The 13,185-nt window shown below is 69.9% G+C and carries 17 protein-coding genes; 12 read left to right on the forward strand and 5 right to left on the reverse strand.

Features of this window, described 5'->3' with window-relative positions:
* The 10 genes from WC555_RS08830 to WC555_RS08875 form a co-directional block, all read left to right on the forward strand.
* Positions 1-157, forward strand: a 157-nt coding sequence (locus WC555_RS08830; RefSeq protein WP_373252998.1) for a hypothetical protein, incomplete at its 5' end; no start/stop codon positions are given.
* Positions 158-269: 112 nt separating this feature from the next.
* Entirely contained in the window at positions 270-1,238 is a 969-nt protein-coding gene (cyoE, locus tag WC555_RS08835) for a heme o synthase (protein WP_373252929.1), read from the forward strand.
* A gap of 5 nt (positions 1,239-1,243) precedes the next feature.
* Positions 1,244-1,423 (forward strand): hypothetical protein, encoded by a 180-nt coding sequence (locus tag WC555_RS08840; RefSeq protein ID WP_373252930.1) that lies wholly within the window; start codon positions 1,244-1,246, stop codon positions 1,421-1,423.
* Entirely contained in the window at positions 1,420-1,986 is a 567-nt protein-coding gene (locus tag WC555_RS08845) for a cytochrome c oxidase assembly protein (protein ID WP_373252932.1), read from the forward strand. Before WC555_RS08840 ends, WC555_RS08845 begins: the two co-directional genes overlap by 4 nt.
* Positions 1,987-2,037: 51 nt before the next feature.
* Complete coding sequence (locus WC555_RS08850) at positions 2,038-2,946, forward strand: cytochrome c oxidase subunit 3 (RefSeq protein WP_373252933.1); 909 nt, start codon at positions 2,038-2,040, stop codon at positions 2,944-2,946.
* Positions 2,943-3,335 (forward strand): DUF983 domain-containing protein, encoded by a 393-nt coding sequence (locus tag WC555_RS08855; protein ID WP_373252935.1) that lies wholly within the window; start codon positions 2,943-2,945, stop codon positions 3,333-3,335. Before WC555_RS08850 ends, WC555_RS08855 begins: the two co-directional genes overlap by 4 nt.
* Positions 3,325-4,032, forward strand: a complete 708-nt coding sequence (locus WC555_RS08860) for an SURF1 family protein (protein WP_373252936.1) — start codon at positions 3,325-3,327, stop codon at positions 4,030-4,032. Before WC555_RS08855 ends, WC555_RS08860 begins: the two co-directional genes overlap by 11 nt.
* A gap of 50 nt (positions 4,033-4,082) precedes the next feature.
* On the forward strand, positions 4,083-5,294 hold the full coding sequence (locus WC555_RS08865; RefSeq protein WP_373252937.1) for a M16 family metallopeptidase: 1,212 nt from the start codon (positions 4,083-4,085) through the stop codon (positions 5,292-5,294).
* A 25-nt stretch (positions 5,295-5,319) separates the two neighbouring features.
* A complete protein-coding gene (locus WC555_RS08870) occupies positions 5,320-5,910 on the forward strand; it encodes a GNAT family N-acetyltransferase (protein ID WP_373252939.1) in 591 nt (196 codons plus the stop codon).
* 45 nt (positions 5,911-5,955) lie between these two features.
* A complete protein-coding gene (locus WC555_RS08875) occupies positions 5,956-7,623 on the forward strand; it encodes a putative bifunctional diguanylate cyclase/phosphodiesterase (protein WP_373252940.1) in 1,668 nt (555 codons plus the stop codon).
* Here WC555_RS08875 and WC555_RS08880 read toward each other — a convergent pair.
* Positions 7,620-8,189 (reverse strand): YqgE/AlgH family protein, encoded by a 570-nt coding sequence (locus tag WC555_RS08880; protein WP_373252942.1) that lies wholly within the window; start codon positions 8,187-8,189, stop codon positions 7,620-7,622. The two genes, WC555_RS08875 and WC555_RS08880, sit on opposite strands and share 4 nt — an antisense overlap.
* Before the next feature lie 129 nt (positions 8,190-8,318).
* On the opposite strand from WC555_RS08880, the gene WC555_RS08885 reads away from it, so the two are divergent.
* Together WC555_RS08885 and WC555_RS08890 are read left to right on the forward strand one after the other, a co-directional pair.
* On the forward strand, positions 8,319-8,804 hold the full coding sequence (locus WC555_RS08885) for a peroxiredoxin (protein ID WP_373252943.1): 486 nt from the start codon (positions 8,319-8,321) through the stop codon (positions 8,802-8,804).
* Between the two features lie 51 nt (positions 8,805-8,855).
* Positions 8,856-9,302, forward strand: a complete 447-nt coding sequence (locus WC555_RS08890; RefSeq protein WP_373252999.1) for a very short patch repair endonuclease — start codon at positions 8,856-8,858, stop codon at positions 9,300-9,302.
* On the opposite strand, the gene WC555_RS08895 is transcribed toward WC555_RS08890, so the two are convergent.
* The 4 genes from WC555_RS08895 to WC555_RS08910 form a co-directional block, all read right to left on the reverse strand.
* Positions 9,260-11,227 (reverse strand): ATP-binding protein, encoded by a 1,968-nt coding sequence (locus WC555_RS08895; RefSeq protein WP_373252945.1) that lies wholly within the window; start codon positions 11,225-11,227, stop codon positions 9,260-9,262. The genes WC555_RS08890 and WC555_RS08895 overlap by 43 nt on opposite strands.
* 65 nt (positions 11,228-11,292) lie before the next feature.
* Positions 11,293-12,330, reverse strand: coding sequence for a quinone-dependent dihydroorotate dehydrogenase (locus WC555_RS08900; protein ID WP_373252947.1), 1,038 nt, complete (start codon positions 12,328-12,330; stop codon positions 11,293-11,295).
* The gene (locus WC555_RS08905) at positions 12,321-12,677 is read right to left on the reverse strand and encodes a DUF952 domain-containing protein (protein WP_373252948.1); all 357 of its coding nucleotides are present in this window, start codon (positions 12,675-12,677) and stop codon (positions 12,321-12,323) included. The genes WC555_RS08900 and WC555_RS08905 overlap by 10 nt, the downstream gene beginning before the upstream one ends.
* Positions 12,674-13,177, reverse strand: a complete 504-nt coding sequence (locus tag WC555_RS08910; protein ID WP_373252950.1) for a histidine phosphatase family protein — start codon at positions 13,175-13,177, stop codon at positions 12,674-12,676. The genes WC555_RS08905 and WC555_RS08910 overlap by 4 nt, the downstream gene beginning before the upstream one ends.
* Between the last annotated feature and the right edge of the window lie 8 nt (positions 13,178-13,185).

Here is a 13,185-nt window from a genome sequence, read left to right on the forward strand (position 1 = left end):
CTTCCTGGTCATGCTGGCCGAGTCGGCGATCCGTCGTCGCAAGGGCGTCGCCAACCCGTGGGGCGAAGGCGCCACGACGCTGGAGTGGACCCTGTCCTCGCCGCCCCCGCACCACCAGTTCAACGAACTGCCGGTCGTCAAGAGCGACGACCACTAGGTCCGGTCCGACCGGAACTGACACACGAGGGCCGCTCTTTCAGTCGAAGGGGCGGCCCTCCGACATTTTGCGCGCGACCGCGCTTCGCGCTATTTGAGCGCGGGAAAGCCCGATGACCGAAACCGCCCCCCAGCCCGCGATCTCGATGGCCCAGCCGGAAGATTTCTTCCAACTGCTGAAGCCGCGCGTGATGTCGCTGGTGATCTTCACCGCCGTGACCGGACTGGTCGTGGCCGGCGGCGACATCGACTGGATCTCGGCCGCCATCGCCATCCTGTGCATCGCCGTGGGCGCGGGCGCGGCGGGGGCGCTGAACATGGCGCTGGAGGGCGAGACCGACGCCCTGATGCGGCGCACGCGCGGCCGGCCGGTCGCGGCGGGGCGGGTCAACAAGAACGACGCCATGACCTTCGGCGTCATCCTGTCGATCTTCTCGGTCATGCTGCTGGGCATGACGACCAACTGGCTGGCCGGCGGCCTGCTGCTGCTGACCATCGTCTATTACGCCGCCTTCTACACCCTGTTGCTGAAGCGCCGGACGCCCCAGAACATCGTCATCGGCGGCGCGGCGGGAGCCCTCCCGCCGGTCATCGGCTGGGCCGCGGCCACGGGTCAGGCGCCGTGGCAGGCGTGGCTGCTGTTCCTGATCATCTTCCTGTGGACCCCGCCGCACAGCTGGGCCCTGGCCCTGTATTCGGCGGGCGACTACGCCCGGGCGGGCATTCCGATGATGCCCGTGGCGCGCGGCGCGAAGAGCACGCGGCTGCAGATTCTGATCTACACCCTGGTGTTCGTGCCCGTGGCCATCGCGCCGGGCCTGACGGGAATGGGCGGCCTGCTGTATCTGGCCGTGTCCGTCCTCGGCGGCTTCGGCTTCCTGTTCCTCGCGATCCGTCTGTTCCGCAGCCGCGCCGGCGACCAGCCGGACAAGGCGGAGGCCGTGGGGCGAGAAGCCGCATTGTATGATGTCCGCGCCGAGGCCAAACCGGCGCGGAACCTGTTCGCCTTCTCCATCCTGTATCTGATGGCCCTGTTCGCGGCCCTGCTGGTCGAGAGCGTCGCCGCCATCCCTGGACTGTAACCGCCATGACCCGCCTGACCCCGGAACAGCTGCAAGCCCGCAACAAGCGCAACCTGGCCATCGCCGGGGCGCTGGTCGTCTTCATCGTGCTGGTGTTCGGCGTGACCGTGCTGAACCTGAAGCGCAATCTGGACGCCCGCGCCGAGGCCATCGCCGAGGGCCGGCCGGTGGGCTACGCCGGATGAAACTGTCCCGTAACGCCATCGCCATCGCCTGCGCCGTCGGCGTCATGGGCATGACCGGCGCGGCCTTCGCGGCGGTGCCGCTGTACCGGATGTTCTGTCAGGTCACCGGCTTCGACGGCACGGTCAGGAAGGCCGAGAAGGCGCCCGACCAGGTGCTGGCTGAGACCGTGCTGATCCGTTTCGACACCAATGTGCGCGGCCTGCCGATGACCTTCCGCGCCGAACAGGTCAGCCAGCGGGTGCGAATCGGCGAGACCGGCATGGCCTATTTCGACGTGACCAACACCTCGGACAAGCCGATCCACGCGACGGCGGCCTACAATGTCGTGCCGGAACGCGCCGGGCCCTATTTCCAGAAGCTGCAGTGTTTCTGCTTCGAAGGGCAGACCATCCAGCCCGGCCAGACGATGAAATTCCCCGTCCAGTATTTCGTCGCGCCCGAGATGGCGACCGATCGCGAGAGCCGCGGGGTCCACGAAATCACCCTCAGCTACACCTTCTACCCGACCCGCGAGGCCGAACTGGCGGCCAACGCCGGCCAACCCTCTGGCGCAGCGGGATAGCGGGCGCTATAGCCTGCCGCATACGTATATCGACCACTTCAAGAGACCCTGATGGCCGACGCTCACGCCGCCCCGCATCACGACTACCACCTGGTGAACCCCAGCCCCTGGCCGCTGATCGCCTCGATCGCCGTCACCATCATGATGGTCGGCGCCGTGGTGTGGATGAAGGGTCTGGTCGGCGATGACGCCGGCGCCGTCGCCGGCGCCCTGCTGGCCAAGGGCGACAAGGCCCTGTTCTTCGCCGGCTTCGTCGGCGTGCTGGTGGCCGCGTTCGGCTGGTGGGCCGACGTCATCAAGGAAAGCCAGGCGGGCGACCATACGCCGGTCGTCTCGCTCGGCCTGCGCTACGGCATGATGCTGTTCATCGCCTCCGAGGTGATGTTCTTCGCGGCCTTCTTCTGGATGTTCTTCGAGATGGCGGTCTTCAACGAAGCCCGCGCCCACATCCCCGAGATCGGCAACTGGGCCGACACCGCCGCCGCCTGGTCGACCTGGCCGCCCAAGGGCATCGAGACCCTGGACGCCTGGCAGCTGCCGCTGCTGAACACGGTGATCCTGCTGCTGTCAGGCACCACGGTGACCTGGGCGCACCACGCCCTGCAGGTCGGCGACCGCAAGGCGGCCAAGCTCGGCCTGGCTATCACCGTCGTCCTCGGCGTCCTGTTCACCGCGGTGCAGGTCTATGAGTACCAGCACATTCTCCACGAGAACCTCTTCTTCAACGAGGAAGCCGCGAACTCGGGGCTGTACGGCTCGATCTTCTTCATGGCGACGGGCTTCCACGGTTTCCACGTCCTGCTGGGCACCATCTTCCTGCTGGTCTGCCTGCTGCGCCTGATGGCCGGCCAGATGACGCCGCAGAAGCATTTCGGCTTCGAGGCGGCGGCCTGGTACTGGCATTTCGTGGACGTGGTCTGGCTGTTCCTGTTCGCCTTCGTCTACGTCACCTTCGGGTGACGGACGGCCCGACAGGGCTTGATCCTCAACCGGCGCGGATCGATCCGATCCGCGCCGGTCTGCTTTGCCGCTGCCCCAACTGCGGCAAGGGTCCGCTGTTCGCGGGCTTTCTGAAGGTGGTCGATCGCTGCACCGTCTGCGGCTTCGACTTCACCCGGCTGAACACGGGCGATGGGGCCGCCATCTTCATCATGCAGATCGCCGGCGGGATCGTGGTCTTCGGCGCCCTGTTCATCCAGGTCGCGTACAATCCGCCCATATGGGCCATGCTGGTCGTCGCCCTGCCGCTGACCGCCGCCCTGTCGATCGGGCTGATGCGGCCGGGCAAGGGCGTGATGATCGCCCTGCAGATGCGCAACAGGGCGGGACAGGCGCGCAATGACGACTGAGGCGATCCGCAGCCGCTTTCCCTGGGGCCTGACCATCGTCTGCACCCTGGCGTTCATCCTGCTGGTCTTGCTGGGCGTCTGGCAGGTGCAGCGGATGCAGTGGAAGGAAGGCCTGATCGCCGAGGCCGGGGCCGCCGCGAAGCACCCGCCGGTTCCCCTGCCCTCCGGCCAGCGGACTGACCTGCCGGAGTTCCAGACGGTCATCCTCGATTGCGACTTTCAGGCCAGCCAGCGGGTTGAACTGCAGACCATCCAAGACGGCGTCCCCGGCGTTCGCCTGATTTCCGGGTGTGGGGGCCGTCTGGTCGATCTCGGCTTCATTTCAGAGGAGATCAGCGCGCGTCCGCCGTTCACCCAATACCGCGCGCCTCGCCTGTCGGGCAGCTATCCGACGATCATCGCCGAAGTCAGAAACACGCCGGCCCCGAACAGCTTCGCCCTTCCGCCCGAAAAGGGACGGTTCTTCGCCCGTGACAATCGGGCGATCGCGGCGATCCTCGGCGTCCCGCCGGACCGTGCGTCGCAGACCCTCTACGCGGTGACCTCGGCCTTCCCCGGTTTCGGGGCGCTTCAGCCCGTCGCCCCGCCCCCGGCCTTCTCGAACAACCACCTCGGCTACGCGTTGACGTGGTTCGGGCTGGCGCTGGCGCTCGCCGGTTTCTACATCGCCCTGCTCCGTCGAAAGCTCACCTCCTGACCGCCACCCTCCACACCCTGTCCAACGGCGTCCGCGTCGTCTGCGATCCCATGCCGGGCCTGCGCACCCTGGCCCTGACCGTCGCCGTCCGCGGCGGCGCCAAATGGGAGACCGAGGCGACCTCGGGCTGGTCCCACTGTCTCGAACATCTGGTCTTCAAGGGCGCCGGCGACATGGGCGCGCGCGAGATCGTCGAGCGGATCGAGGCCGAGGGCGGGTCGCTGAACGCCTCCACCGGCTATGAGCGCACCAGTTTCGAGGTCCGCGCCCTGCACGGCTCCCTGCCGCTGGCCATGCAGGTGGTGTCGGATCTGGTGTTCCGCCCCACCCTCGATTCCGGCGAGATCGAGCGCGAAAAGGACGTGGTCGCCCAGGAGATTGCCGAGGCCTTCGACACGCCCGACGATCACGTGTTCGAGATGGCCCAGACCCAGGCCTGGAAGGCGCAGCCGCTGGGCCGCCCGATCCTGGGGTCGGTGAACAGCCTGAAGCCGATCACCCGCGCCTCGATCAGCGACTGGCGCGCCCGCCTGTATTCGCCCGACCGCATGGTGGTGGCCGTGTCGGGCGCGGTTGACGAGGCCGAGCTTCTGGCCCTGGCCGAGCGCTGGTTCGGGTCCGAGACGGCGACGGCGGCGGCCGAGCCCGACGTTCCGCGCTTCACCGGCGGCGACGCGGCCCTGTCGCGGCGTATCGAACAGGCCAATATCGTCTTCCAGCTGCCCGCCCCCGCGGCCGGCGATCCGGCCTATGCGGCGGCGCGGCTGATGACCGAGATCCTGGGCGGCGGCATGGCCTCGCGCCTGTTCCAGAGCGCCCGCGAGGAGCGCGGACTGGCCTACGCCATCGACGCCTATCACGAGCCCTATGAGGACGCCGGCGTCCTCGGCATCTACGCCGGCGCGGCGGCCGAACGGTCGGTCGAACTGGCCCGGGTGTGCGCGGCCGAGCTGAAGGCCCTCGCCGAGACCGGCCCGACGGCGGCGGAGCTGTCGCGGGCCAAGGCCGTGATGAACGCGGGCCTCTGGATGTCGGACGAAAGCCCGGCCGCCCGTGCGGGTCGGGCTGCGGCCCAAGTGCTGATCTTCGGCGCGCCGATCTCGTCGGAGACCATGGCCGGGCGGATGCTGGCCCAGACCGGCGATGACGTGCGCGCCGCCGCGGCCGGCTCCCTGGCGGCCGGCATGGCCGCGACGGCGGTGCTGGGGCCGAAGACGGCCGCGCCCGCCGGGGCCGCGTTCCGCGAAGCTCTTTTCGGCTGACCGGAGGGCCGCTAGTCTGCCCGTCATGGCCCTGCTGGACTGGATCAATGAGGCGACCGGTCCGGTCGTGAAGGGCGCGGGCGTCACGCTCAGGGCGCCGCGGGCCGGCGATCACGAGGCCTGGGCCGCCTTGCGCCAGACCAGCCACGCCTATCTGCAGCCCTGGGAGCCCAGCTGGCCCGAGGATGACCTGACCCGGGCCGCCTACAAGCGGCGGCTGGCGATCTATGCGCGTGAAATGGAAAGCGGCAACGCCTGGCCCTTCTTCATCTTCGCCGACGCGGACCAGGCCCTGATCGGCGCCATCACCCTGTCCAACATCCGGCGTGGCGTGGCCGAGACGGGGACGCTGGGCTACTGGATCGGCAAGCCTTTCGCGGGTCAGGGCCACGCGACGGCGGCGGTGCGGGCCGTGGTCGCCTACGCCTTCGACGAGTTGAGGCTGCACAGGGTCGAGGCGGCCTGCGTGCCGGGCAACCTCCCGTCGCGGCGGGTGCTCGAAAAAGCCGGCTTCGCGCTGGAAGGACAGGCGCGGGCTTATCTCAAAATTAACGGCGCATGGGCAGACCATCTGCTGTTCGGCGTCGTGAATGACGGAGCCGCGCGCGGCGGCTGATCAGGGCTGATCCTGGGGGGCCGTTCTGTCAGGACGGTAAGGCGTTTGAACACTCGCTCCAGAAGTCTGGCCTGGGACGCGACGACCGCCATCGAGGCGTTGGCGGCGGCTGACACCGCCCTGTGGATCTGGACGCCCTCCGACGACCGGATGCGTTTCACCGGCGCCACCCGGGCGCTGGGGCTGGGACCCCTGGCGCCGGAGTGTTCGGGCGCGGCCTTCACCGCCGTGGCTTCGCCGCAGGACCGCTCGCTGGCCGAAAAGATATTGAAGCCGCAGGAGGAGGGGACCGAGGTCGCCATTCGCCTGCGCATGCGCGACGCCGAGACCTGCATCTGGCGCGGCGTCTGGCTGGAGGACGGCCTCCGCGCGGCGGGCGTGGTGGCCCTGGAAGCCAAGTTCGCGGCCACCCATCGCGATCACCTGACCGGCCTGCTGGACCGGCGCACCTTCCTGGCGCGCGCCGGGGAGGCCCTGACCCAGCCCGGAGACTATGAGCTGGTGGTGGCGGACGTGGACCGCCTGCGCCGTCTGAACGAGGCGCTGGGGCATGCGCGGGCCGATCTGGTTCTGTCCGCCCTCGGCTCGCGCCTGAACGCCGCCTTCGCCCATGACGCCAACGCCGCCCGGATCGGCGAGGACGAGTTCGCGGTCCTGGCCCCGCGGGGGACGGGCATGGTGGCCGAGCGGGTGCGCGAGGCGATGGAACAGCCGCTGCGAATCGCCGGCTTCGACATCTATCCGACCGTCTCGATCGGTTCGGCCTCGGCCGAGGGCGGGCCGGACGCGCCCGATCCCGCCGAACTGCTGCGCCGCGTCGAACTGGCCGTCGAACAGGCCAAGCTGGCGGGCCGCGGCGGGGTGGCGGCCTATGGCCGGGCGCTGGAAACCGACAGCCTGTCCCGGCTGGCGCTGGAAGCCGACCTGAGGAACGCCTTCGTCCGCGGCGAGATCGAACCCTTCTACCAGCCGATCGTGAACCTGCTGACCGGGGCGGTGGCGGGGTTCGAGGCCCTGGCCCGCTGGCGCCATCCCAAGCGCGGACTGGTGCCGCCCGACGAATTCCTGGGTCTGGCCGACGAGATGGGCCTGATGAACGAGCTCGGGCTGCTGATGATGACCTCGGCCTCGCGGCAGCTGGCCGAATGGCTGCAGCGCCATCCGTCGGCGGGCCGGCTGTTCTGCAGCGTCAATCTGTCGGTCGGGGAGATCGAACGGTCGGACCTGGTCACGGACGTCACCCGCATCATCACCGAGGCCGGCCTGCCCAAGGGCGCGCTGAAGCTGGAGGTGACCGAGGGCGACATCATGCGGGACACCTCGCGCGCGGCCGACACCCTGACGCGGCTGCGCGAGGCGGGCGCCTCGCTGGCGCTCGACGATTTCGGCACCGGCTTCTCGTCCCTGACCTGGCTGGCCAAGCTGCCGTTCGATACGCTGAAGATCGACCGCTATTTCGTTCTGACCATGGACAAGGACGAGGGCTCGGCCAAGATCGTCAAGTCGGTGGTCAATCTGGGCCGCGACCTGGGCCTCGACGTCGTCGCCGAGGGGGTCGAGAACGCCGGCCTGGCCAAGCTGCTGCTGGACGCCCAGTGCCACTACGGCCAGGGCTTCGGCTACGCCCAGGCCCTGCCGGCCCAGGAGGCCGAGGTCTATCTGAACGAGTCGCTGGCCGACGGCACGGCGCCGATCAGGGCGCGGTCCGGCTAGGCCCGGCCGATCTGGCCCGACAGCCGGGCGGGATCGACGCCCAGACCCGCCAGGACGCGGCCCCATTTGCTCGCGTGATCCGGATCGAAGATCAGTTCGGGATCAGCCTCGGCGGTCAGCCAGACGTTCTCGCCCAGCTCATCCTCCAGCTGGCCCTCGCCCCAGCCGGCGTAGCCCAGCAGCAGCACCGAGCGATGCGGACCCGTCGCCGGATCGACCATGGCCAGCAGCGCCTCGCGCGTGCCCGTCATGGCGAAACCCGCGCCGAAGGCCAGGGAGGCGTCGTCCACCAGCCAGTCGTCTGTGTGCAGCACAAAGCCCCGCTCGCGCTCGACCGGCCCGCCGATCAGCACGGCGCGGCTGTCGGCGTCGGCGGGCGCGGGGGTGTCGAGTTTGGTCAGCACCTTCTTCAGGTTCACGCCGGGCGCGGGCCGGTCCAGCCTCAGGCCCATGGCGTGGTCCGGCCGGTGGGCGCAGATCAGGATGACCGCGTGCTCGAACCGGGGGTCGCTGATGCCGGGCATGGCCACCAGAAGCCGCCCGGCCAGGGATTGGAATTCGTCCATGACCCTATCATCGGCACGGACGGCGGCGTTCGCAAGGCGGTGTTCGCGTGTCGGGGCCGGTTGGCGGGAGCGGCGGCAACGCCTATCTGATCGACACGTTTCGTCCTCACCCCCTCCCGGAGCCTGCCCATGACCGTCCAGATCGGCGACCGCATCCCCTCGTCCAACCTGACCCGCGCCACCGACGACGGCCCCAGGCCGGTCACCACCGACGACATCTTCGCCGGCAAGACCGTGGCCCTGTTCGCCGTCCCGGGCGCCTTCACCCCGACCTGTTCGGCGCGCCATCTGCCGGGCTTCAAGGACCATCGCGAGGAGATGGCGGCCAAGGGCGTGGACACGATCGCCTGCGTCTCGGTCAACGACGCCTTCGTCATGGGCGCCTGGGCCGACAGCCAGGGCATCGGCAAGGACGACATCGTCATGCTGGGCGACGGCAACGGCGACTTCACCCGCCAGCTGGGCCTGTCGATGGACGCCACGGGCTTCGGCATGGGCGAGCGGTCGCAGCGCTATTCCATGCTGGTCCGGGACGGCGTGGTCGAACAGCTGAACATCGAGCAGCCGGGCGAGTTCAACGTGTCCTCGGCGGAGCACCTGCTGGCGCAGCTGTAAGGGCGCTGCGGCGAGCGACGCGGTCGCTCGCGGCGTGAGCGCGTGCGTACCATGACCGACGTCTTCACCCCTGAACAGCGCAGCGCGGTCATGCGCCGCGTGAAGGGCCGGGACACGGCGCCCGAACTGGCCGTGCGCCGCATCCTGCGCGCGGCCGGCGTCGGCTACCGGCTGGGCGGCGCGGGCCTGCCCGGGCGGCCCGATCTGGTGATGAAGGGGCGGGGCGTCGCGGTCTTCGTGCACGGCTGTTTCTGGCACGGCCACGACTGCGCGAGGGGCGGGCGAAAGCCCAAGGCCAACGCCGCCTACTGGAGCGCCAAGATCGACCGCAATCGCGCCCGCGACGAGGCCAGCCGGGCGGCCCTGGCGGCGGCGGGCTGGCGGGTGGTCACGGTCTGGGAATGCGCCATGAAGACGGACGGCTTCGCCGACCGTCTGACGGCCGAGGTGCGGGGTCAGGCCGCGGCGGTTTCCGCCGCAGGCGCCACATCGGACTGAGCCATGGTCATCACATGGGTGATGGCGCCCAGCAGCATGGGCGGGGTGATCGGCTTGGGCACGAAATAGGTCATGCCGGCGGCGGTGCAGGCGGCGATGTCGTCGGCCGAGGTGTCGGCGGTGACGGCGATGATCGGCACGGCGGCGTTGGGGCCGTCGCCGGCGCGTATGCGGCGGGTGGTCTCGCGACCGTCCAGCTCGGGCATCCGCACGTCCATGAAGATCAGGTCGAAGCCGGTATGCTCGCAGATCTTCAGCGCCTGCATGCCGTCGGCCGCGGTGGCGATGTCGCACCCGAGCGGCTGCAGGATCAGCTGGATGGCGCGGCGGTTGATGTCGTGATCGTCGACGACCAGCACCCGCATGGGCCGGCCCTCATCGTCATCGTCCTGTTCAGGCCCGGATTCAGGCCCGGCCGGCGCGGCCTCCTCGACCGCCAGCGGCGCGAGGGTCGGGCGCGCTTCGTGCAGGGGCCGGGGCGCGGCGATCTGTTCAGCCTCGGCCGGTCGGCGGCCCGACAGGGCGCGGGCGACGGCGTCGCGGCTCTGCTGGTCGAGCGCCGAAGGCGAGGCGCTGACGGTCTCGCCGGGCTGGAGATGCAGCGACAGGGTGAACTGGGCGCCGGCGCCGGGCTGGCTGCGGGCGGTGAGACGCCCGTCCATCAGCTGGACCAGCTGGCGGCTGATGGCGAGGCCCAGGCCGGTGCCGCCGTGAACGGCGCTGACGCCGGCGATCGTCTGGTCGAAGGGCGTGAAAAGACGCGCCAGCTGATCGGGGGTCATGCCGGGACCGGTGTCCGCGACCTCGATCAGCAGGGCATGGCCGCCCGGCTCGTCCGCCCACGCCTGCAGGCGCAAGGTGATCGATCCGGTCTCGGTGAACTTCATCGAATTCGAGATCAGGTTGTTGAGGACCTGACGCAGACGCATCGGATCGCCGCGCACCGTCTCCGGGATGGAGGCGGCGCCCTCGACCCGGAATTTGAGGCCCTTGGCCCGGGCGGGCCCGCGCCACAGGCGGACGGTCTGGTTCAACAGGTCGCGCAGGTTGAAGTCGGTCTGCTCGACCGTCATGTGTCCGGCGTCCAGCTTGGCGTGATCCAGCAGGTCGTCCAGCAGGGCCTTCATCATGAAGCCGGCGTCGGTGATCAGGTGCGCCTGCGACCGGGCGGCGGCGTCGGTCGCGCCCCGTTCCAGCTCGGCGGCGCCGGTCAGGATGGCGCTGATCGGCGTGCGAAGGTCGTGGCCGATGGCGGCCAGGAAGGCGCTGCGACCTTCCATGATGCGTTCAGCGTCGACGCGTTTCTGGTCGGCTTCGATCCGCGCGGCTGTCTCGGCCAGGCGCGCCTCGTTCATGCGCTGCCAGGTCGACAGGCAGTAGGTGACGAAGACGCCGACCGCGATGGCCGCGGCGGTGACGAAGCCCGTCGAGGCGCCATAGATGGCCATGAAGACCGGCGTCGCCGCCAGATAGGCGAACTGGACCGAGGCCGTCATCAGCATGACGGGCCTCGAGCGGGGGGCGTTGATGACCGAATAGATGGCGCCGGCCGAAAGCAGCATGGAGGCGCAGATGCCGCCCATCGGCCCGCCGATAAGCCACATCGGAACCGAAAGACTGCCGAAATAGGCGGCGTTGGTGATCAGTATGGCCCAGCCGGCGACCCTGCGCAGGCCCTTCAGACGCTCGGTCCCGCCGCTGTTGATCGGGCTGAAGATCCACAGATCGAGAGCCTGGATGATGAAATAGCCGATGACCCAGCCGACGCTCAGCGGCCAGCCGAGCAGGGGGCTGAAGATCAGGGCGCTGGCCGCGGACATGCCCAGCCGCTGCAGCAGCGCCTTGCGCCGCTGACGGATCGCCGTCGCCCAGTCGTCCGCGCCCGCGGAGTCCAAGGCTTGCGTATCGGCTGTGGCGATCGCCATGCGGTTCCCCGAACAAGGCTGTGTCGCCCTTCCATCCAGTATGCCGGGGTTGCCCTAACGCTCCGTCAACGGGCGGCCAAAGCGGCCTCCGAGACTGTAGAGAAGCCGTCCGCGCGCAAGAGGTCGGCCAGATCCCGCTTGATCCGCGCGACGAGGCCCGGCCCCTCGTAGATCAAAGCGGAATAGAGCTGGACGGCGGCGGCGCCGGCGCGAATCCGCGCATAGGCCTCGGCCCCGGAATCGACGCCTCCGACCGCGATCAGGGGCAGGCGGCCGCCCCCCGCCGCGGCCGCCGCGCGCAGCGCCTCCATGGCGCGGGCCTTCAGCGGCGCGCCCGACAGGCCGCCCGCCTCCGCGCGGTGCGGCGAGCGCAGGCTGTCCGGCCGGTCCAGCGTCGTATTGGAGACGATCAGGGCGTCGATGCGGTGGTCGAGGCTGGCCTCGACGATCAGGGCGACCTCGTCTGCCGTAAGGTCAGGCGCCACCTTGAGGAAGACCGGCGTCGGATCGCCGGCCCGCGCCTCGTTCAGCCGCCCCAGCAGGTCATCCAGCGCCGCCCGGCCCTGCAGGGCGCGCAGGCCCGGCGTATTCGGCGAGGAGACGTTGACGGTCACATAGTCGCTGAGGCCGCGCAGGCGGATCAGGCCGGCGACATAGTCCGCGGCCTTGTCCTCCGTGTCCTTGTTGGCCCCCAGATTGGCGCCCACGATCACGTTCCGGGGGCGGTCCGACAGGCGGGCGGCGAAGGCCTCCAGACCGAGGTTGTTGAACCCCATCCGGTTGATGACGCCCCGGTCCTCGGACAGGCGGAACAGGCGCGGTTTCGGATTTCCCGCCTGCGGCAGGGGGGTGACGGAGCCGCATTCCACAAAGCCGAAGCCGAGGCGCGCCAGGCCCCGCAAGGCCTCGCCGTTCTTGTCCAGACCGGCCGCCAGGCCGACCGGGTTCGGCAGGTCCAGTCCCGCGACCCTGGTCCTCAGAATCGGGTCGTCAGCGGGCGGCGCGGGCAGGGGAATGGCCTGAAGGGCGCGGATCGCCAACCCGTGCGCCAACTCGGGGTCGATCCGTCGCAGCAGGGCGGCGCCGAGATCGCTCAGGGCCATCCCGCGGCTCCGTCGTCGAACTGCATGATCCCCTCGTCGTCGACCGACAGCGGCCGTTCCTGCGTCGCGGCGGCGACGGGCAGGGGGGCGTAGAGATGAGGAAACAGGGCCCCGCCCCGCGACGCCTCCCACTTCAGATGGTCGCCAAGGGACCGCAGGTCCACAGCCACCAGCATCAGTCCGGTCCGCCCCGCATAGTGACGACGCGCGGTTTCGGCCAGTTGTTCGGCGCCCGACAGGTGGATGTAGCCATCGGCCAGATCGACGGCGGAACCGGCATAGGCCCCGGACGCGCGCGCCGCGGCCCATTCGGCCCGGTCCACCAGCTTCCAGGCGACCTCGGTCATCCGCGGGCCAGGTCGGCGGGTTGCAGGAAGCCTTCAAAGGCGCATCGGCCGGCGACATCGACGGTGAAAATGGCCGCGGCGCCCGGCGGGAAGCCGCCGCTCATGCGGTCCAGCACCGACGGGGAGGCCGCGCTTTCGACCAGATATTCCACCGCCAGCAGATGGACGCCCGGATTGTGCGCCACCACCATCAGACAGCCGGCCTCGTCTTCGGCCCCTTCGACGAAGCGGCGCAGGGTGTCGGATGCGCCGTTGTACAGCGGCTCGTCCTCGCGCACCTGGACGTCGCCGAAGGCGTCGTGCAGCAGATCCCAGGTCTGGCGCGTGCGCGTCGAGGGCGAGACGAACGCGAGATCCGGCCGCATGCCCCGCGCGGCCAGGGCGCGGCCCATGGCGGCGGCGTCGGTCCGCCCCTTGTCCGACAGGGGGCGGTCGCGGTCGCGGCCCGAGGCGGACGTCTTCTCGGCCTTGGCGTGGCGCATCAGGATCAGTCGCTGCATGGCCCCGG

The sequence above is a fragment of the Brevundimonas sp. genome (genome assembly GCF_041648615.1).
GTDB lineage: Bacteria > Pseudomonadota > Alphaproteobacteria > Caulobacterales > Caulobacteraceae > Brevundimonas.

Excerpts from the sequence above, each read along its gene's own strand:
- WC555_RS08865 (WP_373252937.1), top strand. The coding sequence starts at position 4,083 with ATGCCGGGCCTGCGCACCCTGGCCCTGACCGTCGCCGTCCGCGGCGGC.
- WC555_RS08900 (WP_373252947.1), bottom strand. The coding sequence starts at position 12,330 with ATGGCCCTGAGCGATCTCGGCGCCGCCCTGCTGCGACGGATCGACCCC.
- WC555_RS08850 (WP_373252933.1), top strand. The coding sequence starts at position 2,038 with ATGGCCGACGCTCACGCCGCCCCGCATCACGACTACCACCTGGTGAAC.
- WC555_RS08910 (WP_373252950.1), bottom strand. The coding sequence starts at position 13,177 with ATGCAGCGACTGATCCTGATGCGCCACGCCAAGGCCGAGAAGACGTCC.
- cyoE (WP_373252929.1), top strand. The coding sequence starts at position 270 with ATGACCGAAACCGCCCCCCAGCCCGCGATCTCGATGGCCCAGCCGGAA.
- WC555_RS08845 (WP_373252932.1), top strand. The coding sequence starts at position 1,420 with ATGAAACTGTCCCGTAACGCCATCGCCATCGCCTGCGCCGTCGGCGTC.
- WC555_RS08870 (WP_373252939.1), top strand. The coding sequence starts at position 5,320 with ATGGCCCTGCTGGACTGGATCAATGAGGCGACCGGTCCGGTCGTGAAG.
- WC555_RS08880 (WP_373252942.1), bottom strand. The coding sequence starts at position 8,189 with ATGGACGAATTCCAATCCCTGGCCGGGCGGCTTCTGGTGGCCATGCCC.
- WC555_RS08860 (WP_373252936.1), top strand. The coding sequence starts at position 3,325 with ATGACGACTGAGGCGATCCGCAGCCGCTTTCCCTGGGGCCTGACCATC.
- WC555_RS08895 (WP_373252945.1), bottom strand. The coding sequence starts at position 11,227 with ATGGCGATCGCCACAGCCGATACGCAAGCCTTGGACTCCGCGGGCGCG.
- WC555_RS08905 (WP_373252948.1), bottom strand. The coding sequence starts at position 12,677 with ATGACCGAGGTCGCCTGGAAGCTGGTGGACCGGGCCGAATGGGCCGCG.
- WC555_RS08890 (WP_373252999.1), top strand. The coding sequence starts at position 8,856 with ATGACCGACGTCTTCACCCCTGAACAGCGCAGCGCGGTCATGCGCCGC.
- WC555_RS08885 (WP_373252943.1), top strand. The coding sequence starts at position 8,319 with ATGACCGTCCAGATCGGCGACCGCATCCCCTCGTCCAACCTGACCCGC.
- WC555_RS08840 (WP_373252930.1), top strand. The coding sequence starts at position 1,244 with ATGACCCGCCTGACCCCGGAACAGCTGCAAGCCCGCAACAAGCGCAAC.